General features: G+C 72.6%; 13 protein-coding genes. 4 read left to right on the forward strand and 9 right to left on the reverse strand.

Features of this window, described 5'->3' with window-relative positions; translation table 11 throughout:
• The first annotated feature begins 7 nt into the window (after positions 1-7).
• A complete protein-coding gene (hemB, locus tag GA0070622_RS05455; protein ID WP_091569414.1) occupies positions 8-991 on the forward strand; it encodes a porphobilinogen synthase in 984 nt (327 codons plus the stop codon).
• 632 nt (positions 992-1,623) lie between these two features.
• Here the strand turns inward: hemB and GA0070622_RS05460 are convergent.
• The 3 genes from GA0070622_RS05460 to GA0070622_RS05470 form a co-directional block, all read right to left on the reverse strand.
• Complete coding sequence (locus GA0070622_RS05460; RefSeq protein ID WP_091569418.1) at positions 1,624-4,896, reverse strand: lamin tail domain-containing protein; 3,273 nt, start codon at positions 4,894-4,896, stop codon at positions 1,624-1,626.
• A gap of 95 nt (positions 4,897-4,991) precedes the next feature.
• Positions 4,992-6,008: a GNAT family N-acetyltransferase gene (locus tag GA0070622_RS05465; RefSeq protein WP_091569421.1), complete on the reverse strand. Its 1,017-nt coding sequence runs from the start codon at positions 6,006-6,008 to the stop codon at positions 4,992-4,994.
• A gap of 72 nt (positions 6,009-6,080) precedes the next feature.
• On the reverse strand, positions 6,081-7,412 hold the full coding sequence (locus GA0070622_RS05470) for a lytic transglycosylase domain-containing protein (protein WP_425412753.1): 1,332 nt from the start codon (positions 7,410-7,412) through the stop codon (positions 6,081-6,083).
• A 38-nt stretch (positions 7,413-7,450) separates the two neighbouring features.
• Between GA0070622_RS05470 and GA0070622_RS05475 the strand changes: the two genes are divergently transcribed.
• Entirely contained in the window at positions 7,451-7,675 is a 225-nt protein-coding gene (locus GA0070622_RS05475; protein ID WP_091569430.1) for an FmdB family zinc ribbon protein, read from the forward strand.
• A 158-nt stretch (positions 7,676-7,833) separates the two neighbouring features.
• Positions 7,834-10,650, forward strand: coding sequence for an ATP-binding protein (locus tag GA0070622_RS05480; protein ID WP_091569434.1), 2,817 nt, complete (start codon positions 7,834-7,836; stop codon positions 10,648-10,650).
• A gap of 113 nt (positions 10,651-10,763) precedes the next feature.
• On the opposite strand, the gene GA0070622_RS05485 is transcribed toward GA0070622_RS05480, so the two are convergent.
• Together GA0070622_RS05485 and GA0070622_RS05490 are read right to left on the reverse strand one after the other, a co-directional pair.
• Positions 10,764-11,306: a phospholipase gene (locus GA0070622_RS05485; protein ID WP_091569438.1), complete on the reverse strand. Its 543-nt coding sequence runs from the start codon at positions 11,304-11,306 to the stop codon at positions 10,764-10,766.
• A 177-nt stretch (positions 11,307-11,483) separates the two neighbouring features.
• The gene (locus GA0070622_RS05490) at positions 11,484-13,145 is read right to left on the reverse strand and encodes a glycoside hydrolase family 10-like protein (RefSeq protein ID WP_091569442.1); all 1,662 of its coding nucleotides are present in this window, start codon (positions 13,143-13,145) and stop codon (positions 11,484-11,486) included.
• Between the two features lie 275 nt (positions 13,146-13,420).
• On the opposite strand from GA0070622_RS05490, the gene GA0070622_RS05495 reads away from it, so the two are divergent.
• Positions 13,421-14,917, forward strand: coding sequence for an amino acid permease (locus GA0070622_RS05495; protein WP_091569447.1), 1,497 nt, complete (start codon positions 13,421-13,423; stop codon positions 14,915-14,917).
• A gap of 96 nt (positions 14,918-15,013) precedes the next feature.
• On the opposite strand, the gene GA0070622_RS05500 is transcribed toward GA0070622_RS05495, so the two are convergent.
• The 4 genes from GA0070622_RS05500 to GA0070622_RS05515 are packed head-to-tail and all read right to left on the reverse strand — an operon-like array spanning position 15,014 to position 19,159.
• Positions 15,014-16,027 carry a glycoside hydrolase family 43 protein gene (locus GA0070622_RS05500; RefSeq protein ID WP_091569451.1) on the reverse strand — a complete coding sequence of 338 codons (1,014 nt, stop codon included), beginning with the start codon at positions 16,025-16,027 and terminating at the stop codon, positions 15,014-15,016.
• Positions 16,024-16,848, reverse strand: coding sequence for a carbohydrate ABC transporter permease (locus GA0070622_RS05505; RefSeq protein WP_091569455.1), 825 nt, complete (start codon positions 16,846-16,848; stop codon positions 16,024-16,026). The genes GA0070622_RS05500 and GA0070622_RS05505 overlap by 4 nt, the downstream gene beginning before the upstream one ends.
• A gap of 10 nt (positions 16,849-16,858) precedes the next feature.
• On the reverse strand, positions 16,859-17,821 hold the full coding sequence (locus GA0070622_RS05510; protein ID WP_091569461.1) for a carbohydrate ABC transporter permease: 963 nt from the start codon (positions 17,819-17,821) through the stop codon (positions 16,859-16,861).
• A 6-nt stretch (positions 17,822-17,827) separates the two neighbouring features.
• Positions 17,828-19,159, reverse strand: a complete 1,332-nt coding sequence (locus tag GA0070622_RS05515; RefSeq protein ID WP_091569466.1) for an ABC transporter substrate-binding protein — start codon at positions 19,157-19,159, stop codon at positions 17,828-17,830.
• Positions 19,160-19,190 lie beyond the last annotated feature (31 nt).

Genomic DNA, 19,190 nt, shown 5'->3' on the forward strand with positions numbered 1-19,190 from the left:
CATCCCCATGCCGTACCCCGAGATCCGGCCCCGCCGGCTGCGTCGCAACGCGGCCGTGCGGCGGCTGGTCTCCGAGACCCGCGTCGACCCGGCCGAACTGGTCGTGCCGATGTTCGTCAAGGAGGGGCTGACCGAGCCGAGGGCCGTCGCGTCGCTCCCGGGGGTGCTCCAGCACTCCCGGGACTCGCTGCGCAAGGCGGCCGTCGAGGCGGTCCAGGCCGGGGTCGGCGGGATCATGCTGTTCGGGGTGCCGTCGACGCGGGACGAGACCGGCTCCGGCGGCCTCGACCCGGACGGCATCCTCAACGTGGCCATCCGGGACGTGATCTCCGAGGTCGGCGACGCCACAGTGGTGATGAGCGACCTGTGCCTGGACGAGTTCACCTCGCACGGGCACTGCGGCCTGCTCACCCCCGACGGCGGCGTGGACAACGACGCCACGCTCGCCGCGTACGCGGAGATGGCGGTCGCCCAGGCCGACGCCGGGGTCCACGTGGTCGGGCCGTCCGGGATGATGGACGGCCAGGTCGGCGTGGTCCGCAGGGCCCTGGACGCCGCCGGGCACCAGGACGTCGCGGTGCTCGCGTACGCGGTCAAGTACGCCTCCGCCTTCTTCGGCCCGTTCCGGGACGCGGTGGAGTCGGCGCTGGAGGGCGACCGGCGTGGCTACCAGCAGGACCCGGCGAACCTGCGGGAGTCGCTGCGTGAGGTCGCGCTGGACGTCGCCGAGGGTGCCGACATGGTGATGGTCAAGCCGGCCCTGCCCTACCTCGACGTGGTGTCGGCGGTCCGGGCCGCGGTGGACGTCCCGGTCGCCGCCTACCAGGTCTCCGGCGAGTACGCGATGGTCGAGGCCGCCGCCGCGAACGGCTGGATCGACCGGGAGCGGGTCATGCTGGAGACGCTCACCTCGATCCGCCGGGCCGGCGCGCAGATCATCCTCACCTACTGGGCGGTCGAGGCGGCCCAGCTGCTCCGCGAGCGCTACTGACCGTACGGCCGGCGTGTCCGACGAACCAGTGCCGGCGAGGCGGAGCGGCGGATCGCCGAGCTGCACGTCGCGCTCGACGGCATCCGCTCCGGTTGCCGCCTCTGCGACCTGTGACCCACCCGTCGGCTGATCGCTCCGCCCGCCGGCCCCGCTCGGCCGGACCGGACCTCTTCTCGACGCCTTTCGAGCTGATATCAGAAACGACTCAGTGCACGCGCTACCTGACCGGGGCCGGCTACCGCCGCCGGGTCGGCCACCAGACAGGGCGCTACCTCGGCGAAGTGGCGATGTCCGGGCGGGCCGGACGGTGCCATCTCGGCGAAGTGGCGTCGATCATGGGGACGGAGGTGGCTCGGCCAGGCCGGAGGTGGCCGTGCGATATCACGAACGACTCAGCTCGAAAGGCGTGCCTCGGGGATCAACCAACTCCTGCGCGGCGGGGATTGGCCGACTCGGCCGGTGGGTGGCATTCCTGCCTGCCTCCGGCGGCACCTCCTGGCAACTTCGCTCACCGGCCGAGGACGCGCCGGTAATGATCCGGACGACTCCGTGGGTGGCCGACTCCGCCGGAACCGCGGCGGCCCGCCGATCCGGCCATGAGCCGGACGACGGGCCGCCGTGAGGGGTGGCGCTCAGTCGTCGTTCAGGATCGTCCCGACGCCGGACGGGTCGGCCAGCCGGAGCCCCGGCACGCCGGCCACGTAGAGCGTGAGCCGCTCGTCCGCCTCGCGCTTGCGGTCACCGCGCACGGTGACTGGGAAGTCCAGCGACGTCCGACCCGCGGGCAGCACCCGGCAACCCACGTACGGGTCGTAGTCCGTCCCGGCCTGCGCGGTCGTGCCGTAGGTGGCGGCACAGAGCAGGGCGGGCTCGGAGAGCGGGCGGGACACGGTGACGGTGAACGTCATCGTGCGGGTGCCCTTGTCGCCCTCGGTGACGGAGGCGTCGGCCACCCGCAGCGCGGCGCGGGAGCGGAACCGGGCCACCGTCGGGTCGTGGTCGCTGGCACCCCGGTCACCCAGCTGCCCGGCGTCGGTGGGGTAGTCGGCGTTGATGTGCGCCGTCCGCACCTGCACCAGGTCGTCGTGCATCGGGTCGTTGACGAACATGTTGTCCAGCGTCTGGGCCTGCCCGCTGAAGGTGTACGAGTAGGCCGCCGCCGGCGCGTCCGCCACCAGATCGTCCCAAAGGTTGTGCAGGCCGGCCTGGTAGAGCGGGGCGAGCTGGTCCGACGGGGTGGGGTTCTGCCCGGTCGCGATCGGGTCGTCGGGGCGGGGGAAGACGTTCAGGTCGCCGCCGTAGACCACCCGGGCGGACGGGTCGGACGCCTCGACCGCCCGCACCATCGCCGCGCCGTACGCGGCCTGCTCCCGGCGCTGCCCGACCCGGCTGTCCGGGCCGGACGAGAAGTGGTTGGCCACCGCCCAGAGCGTGAAGTTCTCGGTCGAGCCGGGCGCCGCCCGGACGGTGAAGCGGGCCAGCTGCGCCGCGCGGGTGTAGACGTTGCTGCCGTCCACCCCGGTGGACCGGTCCACATCCTCGGGGAGCACCGCGTTGAACGCCTTCGGGTTCTGCACGTCCGCGTTCGACGGCAGCGCGGCCGAGCGGTACGTGACCGTCGGGGCGGAGCCCAGCAGCGGGTCGGCGGCGGTGGCCTGGGCCAACGTCAGCCGGTCGGTGCGGTAGAGGAACGCCGAGGCGATGCCCCGGGCGTCCGCGCCGGTGCGGTCGTACGCGGCGGCGTAGGCGGGACCGCCGTTCGCCGCCACGGCCAACGCCAACTCCTGCACCGTGTCCGGCGCGCCGTCGGCGTTGTTGGTGTCCCCGCAGGTGAGGTTGCCGTCGACCACCGAGCAGATGTCCTGGTCCTCGGCCTCCTGCACGAGGATCAGGTCCGGGCTGTGCAGCGAGTTGACGATCTGCCGCGCCTGCACGCCCAGCTTGGCGGTGTAGGCCTCCGGGCTGGCCGGCACGTAGTCGAACGGCGGGCTGACGCCGGGGCAGCCGCTGTTGCCGGCGAAGTCGCAGCCGTCGAACGGGTCGTCCCGGTAGTCGTACAGGTTCTCCACGTTGTAGGTGGCGACCGCGACCTCGCTGGTCCGGTCCGCCGGGCGTGGCGGGTTGTTCTCCGCCGGGTCCGCGCCGCCGGTCAGGGTGAGCTGCTCGGGCTGCACGCTGTACTTGCTGAACGCGTACGAGACGGAGCCGTAGGCGTCCTCGGTGAGCGTGTCGAACGTGCGCGCCTCGGGCAGCAGCGCCCGGGAGTCACCGGCGGTCGCCTTCACGCCACCGGCCCCCAGCAGGATCCGCTGGTTGTTGCCGTTGTCGAAGAGCGTGCCCGGGATGTCGTCCAGCGGGTGCGCGTCCCGGAACACCCGGCGGGCGTACGGGTCGGACCGCTTCATCACCGGGTCCTCCCGGTCCAGCACGTAGATCTCGGAGTCGGCGGTGGAGGAGTAGATGTGCCGGGGCGCGGAGACACCGCTGCCGGCCCGGACCCGCATCCGCTCGCCCTCGTGCCGCTCCCAGAACAGGTCGGCGGCGTCCGCCTCGGCCGGCGGGACCGCGTCGGCCACCCGGACCGCGGTGTCCACGTCGAGCCCGGAGTCGAGCTTGCGCACCAGCGAGGCACCGGAGAGCTGGGTCTGGTTGAAGTATTCCGAGACCCGCCCGCGCAGCACGACCTCGTCCCCGACGGTGGGGGCGTAGCCGCCGATCAGCGTGGTGAACGAGCCCATGAAGACGAACAGACCGTCCGAGGTGAGCGGGTCGCCGTCCTCGCTGCCGAGCCGGCTCTGCAGGTAGAAGCCCCACTGGTCGGCCCCGGCCGAGGTGCGGGTCAGCGACTTGCCGGTGATCACGCCCCGGACGTCGTACAGCAGGGTGCTGGTGCCGTTGCCGCTGGCCGGCGCGAGCGGCGACCGGTCGGTGCGGCCGCTCTCGTCGTCGGCGGTGCGGCCCTGCACCTCGCCCACCGACAGCACGCTGGTGGCCTGCACGGTGAGCGTGCAGGTGGCGGTGCCGCCCTCGGCGTCCGTCGAGGTCACGGTGACCGCGTAGCTGCCGGCCGGCAGGCCCGTCGCGGTCAGCGTCGCGGTGGCGGTGCCGCCGGCCGCCGTCGCCGGGGTGAACGCGGTACGGCTGATCGAGCCGCTCGCGGGCGCCGGCGCGACCGAGGTGACCGCGAGGTCGGTGACCGTGTCGTCGGCGTCGGTCGCGGTCACCGCCCGGGTGGCCGTGGCGCCCGCCTCCAGCGTCAGCGCGCCGCCACAGGTCAGCGTCGGCGGCTGGTCGACCGGGCCGCCGCCGTCGACGCTGTGGCTGCCCAGCCCGTCGAACGTGTCGGTGGCGAACCCGGCCCACTGGGCGGCCGGGTCGAACGGGTCCGACGGGTCTGTGTCGCCGGCGGTCACCGAGGGCAGCCGGCGCAGCGTGTTGTCGGCCGTGCTGGTGAGCCCGCCGCCCCACTCGGTGCCCGGGTCGACGCCGACCTGGCCGAGGGAGTCGACGACGGTCTCGCCCCGGCGCAGCACGATCGCGTCGTCGCCGTTGAACAGCGAGCCGGCGTACGTCTGGTCGGCCTGGGCGAGGATCGCCGGCCCGGCCGACGCGGCGGCGAAGACGAACACGTCCCCGGCGGCGACGGTGCCGGTCAGCGCCACGTTGGTGGAGGTGGTCGCGCCGTTGAAGTGGAACTGGAGCTGGTAGCCGGCGGCGGCCAGGTCGACCGGGGCGCCGGTGCCGTTGTACAGCTCGACGGCCTTGTTGTTGGACGACCCCTCGACGTATTCGGAGATGAACAGGTCGGTGGGCGCGGCGCTGGCCGCGGGGGGCGCGACACCGATGGCCGTGACGGTGACGGCGGCGGTGGTCGCGAGCGCGGCGATTGTGCGGCGCGGGCGCATGGAGCCTCCACGATGGGTGGGCGGGGAACTAACGCACGTTAAGGGGCGTGGCCGTCCGACGTCCATCCCCCGGGCAGCCGTTTGGTGAACAGGTGTCAGCGGTGACTGTCCAGCCGGTGCACCAGCTCGGCGACGTCCACACCGTATTCACACCAGTCGCGGTCGGTGCGGTAGCCCAACTCGGCGTTGACCTTGAGCATCGACTCGTTGGCCTGCGCGTTCCAGGTCTGCACCTCGGCCACCTCGGGCTCGGCCGAGCGCAACTCCAGCAGCATCCGGGCCTTGATGGCCCGGTCGATGCCGTAGCCCCGGTGGTCCCGGACCACGATGGTGTCGTACTGGTCGGCGCGGGTGGGGTGCTGTGCCGGCACCACCACCTCGGTCAGGCCGGCCACCTCGCCGGTCTGCTCGTGCAACGCCAGCACGATGTACGGCTTCATGCCCCGCCGGTGCAGCGTGTCGAGGCTGTCCCGCAGCCGCTCGGGATCGTAGGAGCTGGGCCGCAGCTCGCCGTCGTCCACGTCGCGCACCTCGGCCTTCGCCCGCGCGTACGCCTCGATCAGCGTGTCCGGCGGGCCGCCCGGCCAGAACTCGACGTGGTAGCCCGCGCCGACCTCGGTGGCCATCTCCGCGAGCGCCGGCCAGTCCACCGTGCTCAGGTCGAGCACGCTGCGGGTCTCCACGTATTCCCGGGTGAAGCCCAGCGCCTCGTAGAACGCGACGGCCGGGGTGTCGCCCACCACCTCGACGCCGATCGACTGGAAGCCCTCGTCCCAGACCCGGCGGGCGGCCACCCGCACCAGCTCGCGGCCGAGCCCGGTGCGCCGGACCGCCGGGTGCACCAGCACCTCCAGCACACCGATCCCGCCGAGCAGGAGCACGTGGACGTGCCCGACGATGTCACCGGGGGTGCCGTCCGGGGCCGGGTCGTCCTGGGCGATCCAGGAGATCCGTCGTTCGCCGGGCATCACCTCGGACAGGTATTCCCGCATGGAGCTCTCCCGCCAGGGCGGATCCTGCGGCAGATCAGCCGCCAGGACCGCGTTCAGCGTGTCCAGCAGCGACGCGATCTCGGCGGACGACGCGGTCCGAGGGTCCCACTCGCGCACCATCACCCGTCTAGCTTGCCGTCAACCGCTGCCCGGGGGAAGGGTTGAGTCCGCGAATGTACGCGAGCCGTCACGTCACGTGCCGCTGCGCCGCCCGTACTCGTCGGCCTTGGTGAAGACGTCCTGGGCGTAGCGCCGCACATCGTTGTAGGACAGGATCGCGCCCCACCAGTCACCCGGGATGGTCATGTTCCGGCCGCCCTTGCACAGGTATTCGCCGGCGGCCAGCGCGGCATCGTCGATGTCGTGCGGGTTCTTCACGCCGTCGTTGTCGGCGTCCGCGCCGATCTCCTGCCAGGTGCCCGGGATGAACTGCATCGGGCCGATCGCCCGGTCGTAGACCCGGTCGCCGTCGAGCTGCCCCTGGTCGGTGTCGAGGATCCGGGACCGGCCGCCCTGCCCGTCGAGCGCGTCGCCCCGGATCTCCTTGGAGGTCAGGCCGCTGGGCAGCAGCGTGACCCCGCCGGTGGTGCCGTGCCGGGACTCCACATAGCCGATCGCGGCGAGCGTGGTCCAGCTCAACTGGCAGCTGCGGTGGGTCTGGGCGAGCACCAGCTCGGCGTAGCCGTAGGCCTGCAACGCCACCGCCGGGACGTCGGTGGTGCCGCTGACCCGCTGGGCCCAACCCGCCAGCGCGTCGGCCGGGCGGCCGGTCGGCAGCGCCGGGGCGGTGGTCACGCCACCGGGCAGCGGTGTGCCGGACGGCCCGAGGCCGCCCGGCGGGCCGGTCGGCCCGGGGAGCACGGGCGCGCCGGTCAGCCCCGGCGCCGGGGCGGTCTGCGGCACGCCGAAGACCGGTGCGGCCGAGGTGGCCTCCACGGCGACCGGCTCCGGCTTGCGGACGGCGGCCGGCACCAGCACCGCGCCGGCCGCGGTGGCGGCCCCGACCAGGGCGAGCAGGAACATGGCCGGCAGGGTGGTGCGCCCGCTCGGCCGGCGGGACCAGTCCCGGGTGGCCCGGGCGGCGCCCACGGCGAGCTGCCGGGGTCGCACCGGGCCCGCGTGGGCGAAGGGCATCCGCCGCCGCCGGCCACCGACGCCGGGCTGCCCGGCACCGGCCGACTCGCCCGCCGATGCCGGCTCGGCCGTGGACGACGCCGGCTCGCTCGTGGATGCCGGCTCGGCCGTGGACGACGCCGGCTCGGTCGTGGACGCCTGCTCCGTCGCGGATGTCGACGTGGTCGTGGACGCCGACTTTTCGCTGGACGCCGGCCTGGAAGCGGACATCGACTTGCCCGCGGGAGTGGACTCCGCTGTGGAGGGAGTCTTCTCGGGAACGGAGGAGCCGGACGAGGCACGGCGGGGGCGAGGGACCGGCCCGGCGCCGCCGTCTGGCGGCGCGGCGGGTCGCAGGGGCCGGGCCGTGTTCCGCCGTTCGCCGTCCACCACCCGTCGAGTATCACCCATCGGTGCGACGACGTCAGGCCCGGCCGTACGCTGGCCGCATGCCCCGGTACGAGTTCCGCTGCCGCGCCTGCGGCGACACCTTCGAGGTCAACCGTCCGATGGCCGAGGCCGGCCGGCCCGCCACCTGCCCCCAGGGCCACGCGGACACCGTGAAGCTGCTGTCCACCGTCGCCTTCACCGGTCGCGGCGGGTCGGGCCCGGTGGGCGGGGCCCCCGCGCCCGGCGGCGGTGGCGGCTGCTGCGGCGGCGCCTGCGGTTGCTGACGCGACCCCCTCAGCCGGCCCGCCGGTCGATCCGGGGCTTGCCGCCCGTGTGATCCTTTGGCACCTTGAGTCGGAATCGGCCCGACCGTTCTCACGATGCGTGACGACGCGATCATAGGGCAGCATGAACCCGACGTCAGCGGGCGGAGGTTCGACGTATGTCGCCACGGATCCACCTCCCCAGCGGGTGGGTGACCTTCGTGTTCACCGACATCGAGGGCTCGACCCGGATGGCCCGGATGCTCGGGCCGGTCTACCGCCCCGTGCTGCGTGAGCACCGCCGGTTGTTGCGGGACACGCTGGCCGGCACCGACGGGGCGGAGCTGCTGACCGAGGGCGACTCGTTCTTCCTCGCCTTCCCGGACGCGGCCGCCGCGGTGCACGCCTGCATGACCGCGCAGCGCGCGCTCGTCGGGCACAACTGGCCCAACCCCGACGCCACGCCCCGGGTGCGGATGGGCCTGCACACCGGCTACGCCGAGCCGCGCGACGGCGAGTACGCCAGCCCCGAGGTGCACCGGGCGGCGCGGGTGGCCGCCGCGGCGCACGGCGGGCAGGTGCTCTGCTCGGCGGCCACCGCCCGGCTCGCCGACCCGCTGCCGGACGGCGCGTCCCTGCTCGACCTCGGTCTGCACCGGCTGCGCGGCTTCGACGACCGGGAGCGGCTGTTCCAGCTCGTCGCGCCCGGTCTGGAACGGCGGTTCCCGCGACCGCGTACGGCCGACGCGGCGGCGCACAACCTGCCCACCCCGGCCACCTCGTTCGTCGGCCGGCACTTCGAGCGCGCCGAGCTGGGTCGGCTGGTCGAGGCGTACCGGCTGGTGACCGTGCTCGGCGCGGGCGGCGCCGGCAAGACGCGGCTGGCGGTGGAGCTGGCCTCCGGGATCGTCGAGGACTATCCGGACGGCGTGTGGTTCGTCGACATCGCCGCGGTGACCGATCCCGGGCTGGTGGCGTTCGAGATCGCCGCCGTGCTCGGCCTGCGCCCGGAGCCGGGCCGGCCGATGGTCGACACCCTGGTCGAGTACGCGGCGCCGCGCCGGATGCTGGTGGTGCTGGACACGTGCGACGCCCAGCCGGGCGCGTCCGCCGAGGTGATCTCCCGGCTGCTGGCCGGCGGCCGGGGCGTGCGGGTGCTGGCGACCAGCCGGGAGTCGTTCGGCGTACCCGGTGAGGTGGTGTGGCGGATCCCGCCGCTGTCGGTGGACGAGGAGCCGGGCGGGGGCGCCAGCGACGCGGTGGCCCTGCTGCTGGACCGGACGGCGGCGGCCCGGGGTGGCCGGGCGCCGGATCCGGCGGAGCAGGCCGACCTGCGCCGGGTGGTCCGGCGGCTGGACGGGTTGCCGCTCGCCATCGAGCTGGCCGCGGCGCGGCTGCGGGTGCTGTCGGCGGGTCAGCTGGCCGAGCGGCTCGACGACATGCTGGGCACGCTGGACGCCGGCCGGGAGGCGGCGGAGCCGCCGCCGGTGGAGGCCGGCTGGAGCGGCAACCAGCAGGACACCGTCGACCTGGTGGCCGCCGCGACCGGCGCCGCCCCGCCGAGCCCGGCGAGCCGGGCGGTGCAGCGCTCCGCCAGCGAACGACACCTGACCATCCAGGCCACGGTGACGTGGTCCTACCGCACGCTGGGGGCGCGCTCGGCGCGGCTGCTGCGCTGGCTGGCGGTCTTCGCCGGCCCGGTGGACCTGCCGACCGTGCAGTGGCTGCTGGACGAGGATCCGCTGGACCCGCTGTCGGTGCTGGTGGACAAGTCGATGGTGCTGGCCGAGCCGCACGCGTCGGGCAGCACCTACCGGATGTTGGACCCGATCCGGGCGTACGCGGCGCGTCGCCTGATCGAGACGGGTGAGGAGCAGAGCGCCCGGGACCGGCACGTCGCCTGGTCCCGGCACGCGTTGGACCGGGCGCACCTGGGCCCGGACGGTCGCCCGGTGACGCTCTCCCTCTACGCGCTCGACCCGCTGGCCGGGGAGTTGCGGGCCGCGCTGCGCTGGTGCGCCACCGGCGGCAGCGCCCGGTCGGGCCTGCACCTGGCCGGTGGTCTGGACCAGTGGTGGCGGGAGCGCGGGCTGGCCCGCGAGGGGCGGCTCTGGCTGTTCCGGCTCTACGGGCGGATCGCCGAGACCGGGGAGGCGATCCCGGAGGCGGAGCTGGCCGCGGCCTACCACATGCACTCGCTGCACGCCGGGGCGGACGGGGAGTTCGCCGAGGAGCTGCGCTACTCGCAGCGGGCCGAGGCGGCCGCCCGGCAGGCCGGCGACCGGGGGCTGCTGGCCCGGGTGCTGGCCGGTCGCGCCGCGCCGCTGGTCGACATGGGACAGTTCGCCGAGGCGGAGCGGGTCTGCCGCGAGGTGATCGACTGGGCGTACGCGCAGGACGTGGTCGGGGACGCGCTGCTCGCCGTCTACAACCTGGCCGAGCTGCTCTGGCGCCGGGGCGCGTTGGACGAGGCGGCCGAGCTGCTCGGCGCGGCCCGCCCGGTGGAGGCGGCCCGGCCGGTCGAGCGGGGCCGCCGCTCGGTGGACATGCTGCTCGGCATGGTGGCGCTGTCCCGGGGTGACCTGGTGGCCGCGCACGAGCACCTGTTGGTGGCGTTGCGGTCCCGGATGAGCCACGGCTACCTGGGCCGGGCCTGCGACACGATCAACGCGATCGCGGTGCGCTGCGCGCTGGCCGGGGACGCGGTGTCCGCCGCCCGGCTCTTCGGCGCGGCCCAGGCCACCCGGGCCAACCTGCGGGCCACCCCGGGCATCCACGGGCCGTACTGGCTGGGCCGGCAGGCGGAGCTGCGCCGGGCGCTGGGCGACGAGGCGTTCGACGCGGCCTACGCCGCCGGGGCCGGCCTGCGGTTGGACGAGGCGGCGGCGTTGGCCCTGCACGTCGAGCACCCCGACCTGGCGGCGGACTCGCCCCGGTTCGGGACGCCCACCGCCGGCCCCCGGCCGGCCGCCGAGCCGCGCAGCACGACGGGCTGACCGGCCCGACCACGGCGGCACGACAGGTTAACCGGCGGGCCGGCGACGCCGGGTCGGGCCCGGGCCACGGGCACGCCGGCCGGGCGGCCCGGCGAGGGCCGCCCGGCGGCGGGTCAGCCGCGGACGGCGGCGCGGCGCTCGGCGTCGGCCTTCATCCGGGCGGCGCGGTCGAGGTCGGCCTGCTGCACCGCGGCGACCGAGCCGAAGATGCTGACCGCCTGGTAGTAGGTCCAGGCCAGGCTGTAGCAGGCCGGTCGGACCACCGAGTTGTAGGTGGCGCAGACCCGCTTCAGGTCCGCGTAGAAGGCGCTGTCGAGGCGGGACTTGTTGGCCGGGAAGATGCCCATGGCCTTGTGGTTGCGGTAGCCGAAGTCGTGCCGGTAGCAGGACAGGTTGAAGGTGAAGCCGAGCGGGTTGTCCGGGCTGGACGAGCAGTAGTCGGTGGACCAGTCGAAGCCGTACTCGGCCCAGGGGGTCTTGTTCAGCCGGGCGCTGTTCCAGGCGTTGTAGCTGGAGGCGCTGGTCTGGGTCCAGGACGACAGCACCGAGAGTTTCTGCTGGGTGCTCACCGCGGCGGCGGCCGGTGTGGCCAGGCCGAGCAGGGTGAGCAGGGCGAGCGTTCCGGCGGCGAGGGCGGTGGCGAGGCGACGGGACACGGGGACCTCCGCGGGGTGGGCGTCGGGACGGGTGACAACCCGGGATCTCCGGATTTCGACAAGTGTCGATCAATTGGGTGACGGGGGGCGATGGCGCGGGAAACGGCTCGCTGACATCCGCCCAAACAGACGAATGCCCCCGGGCCGCCGTGGCGGTCCGGGGGCATCCGGTGGGGATCAGCGGACGAAGCGCGGCAGGCTCGCCGGGCTCTCGTTCGCCAGCCGGTCCAGCGCGGTCACGTAGTAGGTGTACCGGGTGCCGGCGGCCGCCGTGGTGTCCACCCAGGACTGGGTGGCGCCGTCGGTGGCCCGGACGGTGCCGACCAGGTGGGAGGCGTCGGCGAAGTCGCAGCGACCGGCCAGACCGAGGCCGTCGAACCGGTAGATCGCGTACGACGTGGCGGTGCCGAGCGGGCCCCTGCCGTCGGCCGGCTGTCGCCAGCTCAGCCGCACCCCGTCCGCCTCCCGCTGGGCCCTGGTGACCACCGGGAACAGCAGCGGCTTGTGCGGCAGGTGGGTCATCGTGGGCACCAGTGCCGGGCGGGAGTAGTGCTCGGCGGCGTAGATGTCGGTGGCGCCGAGCCGGTTGGCCCGGACCTGCACCGCCGAGAAGTGCACGTTGCCGAGCACCTCCGGGTAGGACCGGTTCAACGTCAGGTGGTTCGACAGTTCCTGCGGGTTCATCCAGAACGACCCGTACGCCGGCTCACCGCTCTTGTAGTCGGCCTGGCCGATGTAGAGCTGGACGCGGGTGCCGCGCACCTGCTCGGCCCACCACGGCACCAGCCGGGCGTAGTCGGCCGCCGGGTACTGGCCGATGTACCAGTAGAGCTGCGGCACGACGTAGTCGATCCACTCCTCCTTGATCCACTTGCGGGTGTCGGCGGAGATGATGTCGTACGACTGCGAGCCGGTGGTGTCCGAGCCGTTCGGGTCGGCCGAGGCGTTGCGCCAGATCCCGAACGGGCTGGCCCCGAACTTCACCCACGGCTTGGCCGCCTTGATCTTGGCATTCATCTCCTGCATCAGCAGGTTGATGTTGTCCCGCCGCCAGTCGGCCTTGTCGGTGAAGCCGCGGTTGTACTGCGCGAACGTGGCGTCGTCCGGCACCTGCCAGGTGCCGCTCGGGTACGGGTAGAAGTAGTCGTCGAAGTGCACGCCGTCGACGTCGTACCGCGTGACCGCGTCCATCATCGCGGTCTGGACGAACTCGCGGACCTCGGGGATGCCGGGGTTGTAGTAGAGCCGGCTGCCGGCGACGCCGGCGGGCGGGTAGGCGAAGACCCAGTCGGGGTGCTGCCGGGCCGGGCTGTTCGGCGCCAGCTTCGACAGGTCGGCGCCGGCGCCGCCGGGCGCGGGCATGGAGACCCGGTACGGGTTGAACCAGGCGTGGAACTCCAGGTTCCGCTTGTGCGACTCGGCGACCAGGAAGGCCAGCGGGTCCCAGCCCGGGTCCTGGCCGCGCACCCCGGTCAGGTACTCCGACCACGGCTCGTACGGCGAGGGCCAGAACGCGTCCGCGGTCGGGCGGACCTGGACCACGACGGCGTTGTGGTTGAGCTTCTGGGCCAGGTCGAGCCAGGCCAGGTATTCGGCCTTCTGCTTGGCGACCTGGTCCGGCGCGGTCCAGGAGTCCTTGCTGGGCCAGTCGATGTTCGTCACCGAGGCGATCCACATGGCCCGGAACTGCCGCTTCGGCGTGGCCGGGTTCGTGACGCAGTCGGTGGAGGTCGTGTCGGTGGAGGTGGGCGCCGGCGCGGCCTGCGCCGGGCTGCCGGCGACCAGCGCGCCGAGCAGCGCCGCGGCCAGCGCGGCGGCTCCCAGCCGAGTTGCCTTCATGCGGTGCGGTCCCTTCGTCGGGTCCGGTGGGACGGCAAGATTCGCCGCGTGACTCAAGTCACCGGTAGAAAACTTTCATCAATCCGTACGCGGCGCAAGACCTCCGCGCCGGATCGATGCGTCCGGTCCGGCCGGCGGCTCCCGGTGAGCCCCGCCACGTTTCGCATCGTGACCGAACCGACACTCCTGGTGCTGGATTGGGCAGGGGGAGGGCTGGGTAGCTTGGCCGGTCACGGACCGCCACCGAGGTGGTCACACCGTGGGGGAGGTGATCCATGTCAGTCCTGCGGACCAAGCCGATCCAGGACGTGCTCGCCCAGGGTGACGCCGACGGCAGCGACGGCAAGCCCGGGCTGCGCCGCAGGCTCGGCTCGTTCGACCTGATGGGCTTCGGCATCGGGATCGTGATCGGCACCGGCATCTTCACGCTGACCGGCATCGAGGCGAAGAACAGCGCCGGCCCGGGTGTGGTGATCTCCTTCGGCATCGCCGGGGTGGTCGCGCTGCTCGCCGCGCTCTGCTACGCCGAGCTGGCCGCCAGCGTGCCGACCGCCGGCAGCGCCTACACCTACGCGTACGCGACCATGGGCGAGATCGTCGCCTGGATCATCGGCTGGGACCTGCTGCTGGAGTTCGCGCTCGGCGCGGCGGTGGTGGCCCGGGGCTGGTCCGGCTACCTCGCCGACCTCGTCGGCCTGCCCAGCGCCTGGTTCGCCGAGGAGGGCAGCATCGTCAACCTCGGCGCGATCGCCATCGTGCTGGTGCTCGGCGCGATCGGCATCGTCGGCATCCGGGAGTCCGCCCGGGTGACCAACCTGCTGGTCCTGGTGAAGGTGGCGATCTGTGCCTTCATCATCATCGCCGGGCTGTTCTTCGTGAAGGCGGCCAACCTCAGCCCGTTCGTCCCGTCCAGCGAGCCGGCCGGCGCCGGCGAGGACGGGATCCGGCAGCCGGTGACCCAGGCCATCTTCGGGATGGAACCCTCCGTCTTCGGCTTCGCCGGCGTGCTCACCGCCGCCGCCGTGGTGTTCTTCGCGTACACCGGGTTCGAGGCCGTGGCGAACCTGGGTGAGGAGACCCGCAAGCCCAAGCGGGACCTGCCGCTGGGCCTGCTCGGCACGCTGCTGATCTCCACCGTGCTCTACATCGGCGTCTCGCTGGTCGTCGTCGGCATGGTCAAGTACACCGAGATCGACGAGGGCGCGCCGATCGCGTCCGCGTTCAAGGCGGCCGGCGCCGGATGGGCCGCGGTGCTCGTCTCCATCGCCGCGATCGCCGGCCTGACCAGCGTGATCCTGGTCGACCTGGTGGCCATGGGCCGGATCGGCTTCGCCATCGCCCGGGACGGGCTCATCCCGCCCTCGATCGCCAAGGTGCACCCGCGCTGGGGCACCCCGTACCGGATCTCCGCGATCATGACCGTGGGGGTCGCGCTGCTCGCCGGCTTCCTGCCGCTCTCCGCGCTGGCCGACCTGGTCAGCATCGGCGCGCTCTGCGCGTTCGTGCTGGTCTCGATCGCGGTGCCGATCCTGCGCCGGCGGCGGCCCGACCTGAACCGGCCGTTCAAGGTGCCGTTCTCGCCGGTGCTGCCGATCGTCTCCGCGCTGGCCTGCCTCTACCTGATGTTGAACCTGTCGGTGGAGACCTGGCTGCGGTTCCTGGCCTGGATGGTCCTCGGCGGCATCATCTACTTCGGCTACGGGCACCGCAAGAACCGCCTGGCCCGCCGCGAGCACTCCTCGGACACCCCCGAGCCCGCCCCCACCCCCTGAGGCGGGCCCCTGAAAGGAAGGGCCCCTTCTTAACACCCCGGTGTTAAGAAGGGGCCCTTCCTCTACCGGAGGCGTTAAAAGGGGGCCCTTCCTTCCTCAGGGGCGGGGCTGGGCGGACCCGGTGGGGCCCTTGAGCACCGGCTTGCCGTCGGTCCAGACGATCTCGTCCAGCCACACCTGCCGACCCGGGTCGGTGGTGCCCTCCTGCCCCGGCGGCCACGCGTGGTAGATCAGCCAGGTACGCCCGTCCTTCTCCACCATCGAGGCGTGCCCCGGCCCGGACGCCACGTCGTTGCTCTTCAGGATCGGGTTCTCCGGCGCCTTCACGCACGGCCCGGCCGGCCCCTCGCACACCGCGTAGCCCTCGGCGTAGGTGTCCCTGTCGTACGCGTTGGCGGCGAAGAACAGGAACAGCTTCCCGTCGTGCCGGTGCAGGAACGGCCCCTCGATCAGGGTGCCCTCCCACGGCTCGGTCTGCTTCAGCAGCTTCGCCGCCGGTCCGGTCAGCCGCAGCCCGTCCGGGGAGAGGCGTTGCGACCAGAGCCAGGTGTCCACCCCGATCGCGTTGCCGTCGTTCTTCCACAGCAGCCACAGGCTGCCGTCGGTGTCCCGGAACGGGCTGGCGTCGATCGAGCCGCCCAGGTCCGCCTGGCAGACCAGCGGCCCGGCGGAGTCGTCGACGTACGGGCCGAGCGGTGTGCTCGCCTTCGCCCGGCCCAGGCACTGCCGGCCGGAGGCGCGGTCGGCCACGGTGTAGTAGAGGACGAACCGGTCCGGGGCGAGCTGGATCACCTCGGGCGCCCAGGTCTTGCCCGCGTCCGCCCAGTCCGGCAACTCCGGCAGCGCGTCGCCGGCCGGGGTCCACTCGACCAGGTCGGGTGAGGTGAGCACCGGGACGTTACGCCCGCCGGCGTTGGTGTGGAACAGGTACCAGGTCTCGCCGACCCGGATCGCCTGCGGGTCGGGGGCGTCGCTGCGGACGACCGGGTTGGTGAACACGCGCGCGTCCTCCGGCGTACTCGATGGGGTGGGTCCGCTGTCGCAGCCGGCGACGAGCAGCGCGGCGGCCAGGGCCGCCGCGCCGCGTCGCCGGAGTCGCCGGCCGGTCATCCCTTCAGGCCGCTGCGGGAGACGCCCTGGATGACGTGCCGTTGCGCCAGCACGAACAGGATCAGCACGGGCACGCTGGCCAGCATCGCGCCGGCCATGATGACCGGGTAGTCGGTCACGTACGCGCCCTGGAGCAGGCCCAGGCCCGCCGGCAGGGTCAGCCGCTCCGGGCTGAACAGCACGTACACCGGCCAGAGGAAGTCGTTCCAGTTGGTGAGGAACGACAGCACCGCCAGCGTGGCCAGCGCCGGCTTCGACAGCGGCAGCAGCACCTGGCGGAAGATCTGCCACTGGTTCGCCCCGTCCAGCACCGCGGCCTCCTCCAGCTCGGCCGGGATGGAGAGGAAGAACTGGCGCAGGAAGAAGACCCCGAACGCGCTGGCCGCGCCGGGCACGATCACCACGGTCAGCGTGTCGATCCAGCTCAGCCGCTCGGCGATGATGAAGTTCGGGATGATCAGCGAGGTCGGCGGCAGGAACAGGGTGCCGACGATCAGCGCGAACAGCACCCTGCGGCCCCGGAACCGCATCCGGGCCAGGGCGTACGCGGCCATCGACGCGGTGACCAGCACCAGCAGCGTGTGCAGGGTGGCCGCCAACATGCTGTTGAGGAACCACCGCAGCACCGGGTTGGCCGCGTTGTTCAGGATCTGGTCGTAGCCGTAGGTGGAGAACGGGTTCGGCAGCCAGCCCGGCGGGACCTGCTGCGCGTCGTCGTAGGTCTTCACCGAGGTCAGCAGCATCCAGACCAGGGGAGTCACGAAGATCGCGGTGATCAGGAGCAGGACGGCGTAGCGCAGCGCCGGACGCAACTTCGACATGGCGGTCCCCTCAGTCTTCCCGGTAGCGGAACAGCCGGAAGTTGACGATGCTCACCACCGCCAGCATCAGCGCGAAGAACACGCTCATCGCGGCGGCCCGACCGGCGTCGTAGTCGCGCAGCCCCTCGTCGACGATCCGCCAGACCACGGTCCGGGTCTGTTCGCCCGGCGCGCCCTGGGTGATCAGGAAGGCCTGCCCGAAGACGTTCGCCGAGGCGAGGATCGTGGTGGTGAAGACGAAGAGCAGGACCGGGCGCAGGCCGGGGATCGTGACGTGGCGGAAGCGGTCCCAGCCACCGGCCCCGTCGACCTTCGCCGCCTCGTACAGCTCGGCCGGGATGTCCTGGAGACCGGCCAGGTAGATCACCGCGTTGAAGCCGCAGGTCCACCACACGGTCACGCCGACCAGCGAGACCCAGGCCCACGGCACGTCGGTGACCCACGGCGTGTCCGACGGGAGCCCGACCAGGCCGAGCAGCCTGTTGACCAGGCCCAGGTTGGCGTCGAGCAGGAACCGCCAGAGCAGGCCGATCACCGCCACGCCGAGCACGTACGGGGCGAAGAACGCGGCCCGGAAGAACGTGCGGCCGGGGAACGAGCGGTTGAGCAGCAGCGCCAGCCCCAGCGGGACGACCACCAGCAGCGGCACCGAGAAGAGGGTGAAGATCCCGGTCGCCCGGACGCTGGACCACCAGTCCCCGTAGATGGCCGAGTCGCTGGAGAACAGGTCCTGGTAGTTGTCCAGCCCGATGAACGGCCGGTTGGGCAGCTGAAGATCCCACTGGTGCAGGCTGATCCAGACCCCGAACAGGATCGGCGCCAGGCCGAAGACGCCGAACAGGACCAGGTACGGCGCGAGGAAGAGGTACGGCGTGGCCCGGTTGCCGCGTTCCGTCGCGCCCCGGCGGCGGGTGCGCCCCGCCGGGGGCGGCGCGCCGTCACGCGCCGCCCCGACCTCGATCACGTCCGCCACGACGGATCAGTTCCCGTACTTCTTGCGGTTGTCCTCGAGCTGCTTGTTGGCCTTCGCCACGCCGTCGTCCAGGGCCTGCTTCGGCGACTTCTTGCCCAGCGCCGCCTCGTTGAAGGCGCTGTAGAAGGTCAGCATCGTCTCGCCGAGACCCGGGGCCGCCGGCGGGAACGCGGCGTACTCCAGCTCCGGCGCGAGCGCGTTGACCTCGGTGAGCGCCTTGAACTCGGCGCTGTCCCGGACCGCCTTGCGGGCCGGCACCTGGCCGCCCTTGGCCCAGTCCAGCGAGTGCTGGCTCAGCCAGTTGATGAAGACCTTCGCGCCGGAGACCTTGTTGTCGTTCGCCGCGCGCTGCTTGACGATGGTGAAGTTGTGCGAGTTCGCCCAGGCGGCCTGCTGGGTGCCGATCTGGGGCAGCGGGGCCACGCCCCACTCCACGTTCGCGCTCTTCTTCAGGTCGTTGATCTGCCAGATGCCGTTCCAGTTGAACGCGTTCTTGCCGCTCTTGAACGCCAGGTAGTCGGCGTCCTGGCCGACGTTGGCCGGCGAGTGGCCCTGCTTGATCAGGTCGACCAGCCAGGTGCACGCCTCGACCGCCGGGTCGGAGTTGAAGGTCGCCTTCGCCACCTCGTCGTCGAAGAGCTTCCCGCCCCACTGGTGCAGCAGGCTGTAGAACGTCATGCCGCCGGTGAACTGGAACGGGCTGACCCAGAAGCCCTGCACGCCGGACTTCTTCAGCTCGGTCAGCGCGGCGGTGTACTCGTCCTTCGTCGCCGGCGGCTTGTTCGGGTCCAGGCCGGCCTTCTGCATGACGGCCTTGTTGTAGTAGAAGCCGAGCGGGTGCATGTCCAGCGGGATGCCGTACCGCTTGTCGTTGTAGAGGCCGCCCTTCCACACCGTCGGGGCGAAGTCGCCCTCGCTCAGCTCCAGGGTCTTGGCCACGTCGTCCAGCTCGCTGATCGTGCCGCGGGCGGCGAACGTGGCGAGCTGGTCCATGTGCATGACCGCGATGTCCGGGCCGTTGCCGCTGGACACCGCGCCGGGGAGCTTGCTGTAGTAGTCCTCCCACTGGTACGTGATCACGCTGACCGCGATGTTCTGGTGCTCGCTGTTGAACTGCTGCACCAGGGCCTTGAAGATGTCGCCGTCGCCGCCGGTGAAGCCGTTCCACAGCTTGAGGTCGACCTTCGGCCCGGTGTATTCCTTGCCGCCGTTGCCGGCCGCGCCGGACGGGCCGGAGCTGCTGCCGCCACCGCATCCGGTCAGCGTCAGCGAGGCCGCCGCACCGAGGCCGAGGCCGAGGCCGAGCAGGCGCCGCCGGCTCATCTCGTTCTGGATCATGCTTACTCCTTGGGGGACGGGATGAAGTATT

Source organism: Micromonospora sediminicola (assembly GCF_900089585.1).
In the GTDB taxonomy this organism is placed as follows: domain Bacteria; phylum Actinomycetota; class Actinomycetes; order Mycobacteriales; family Micromonosporaceae; genus Micromonospora; species Micromonospora sediminicola.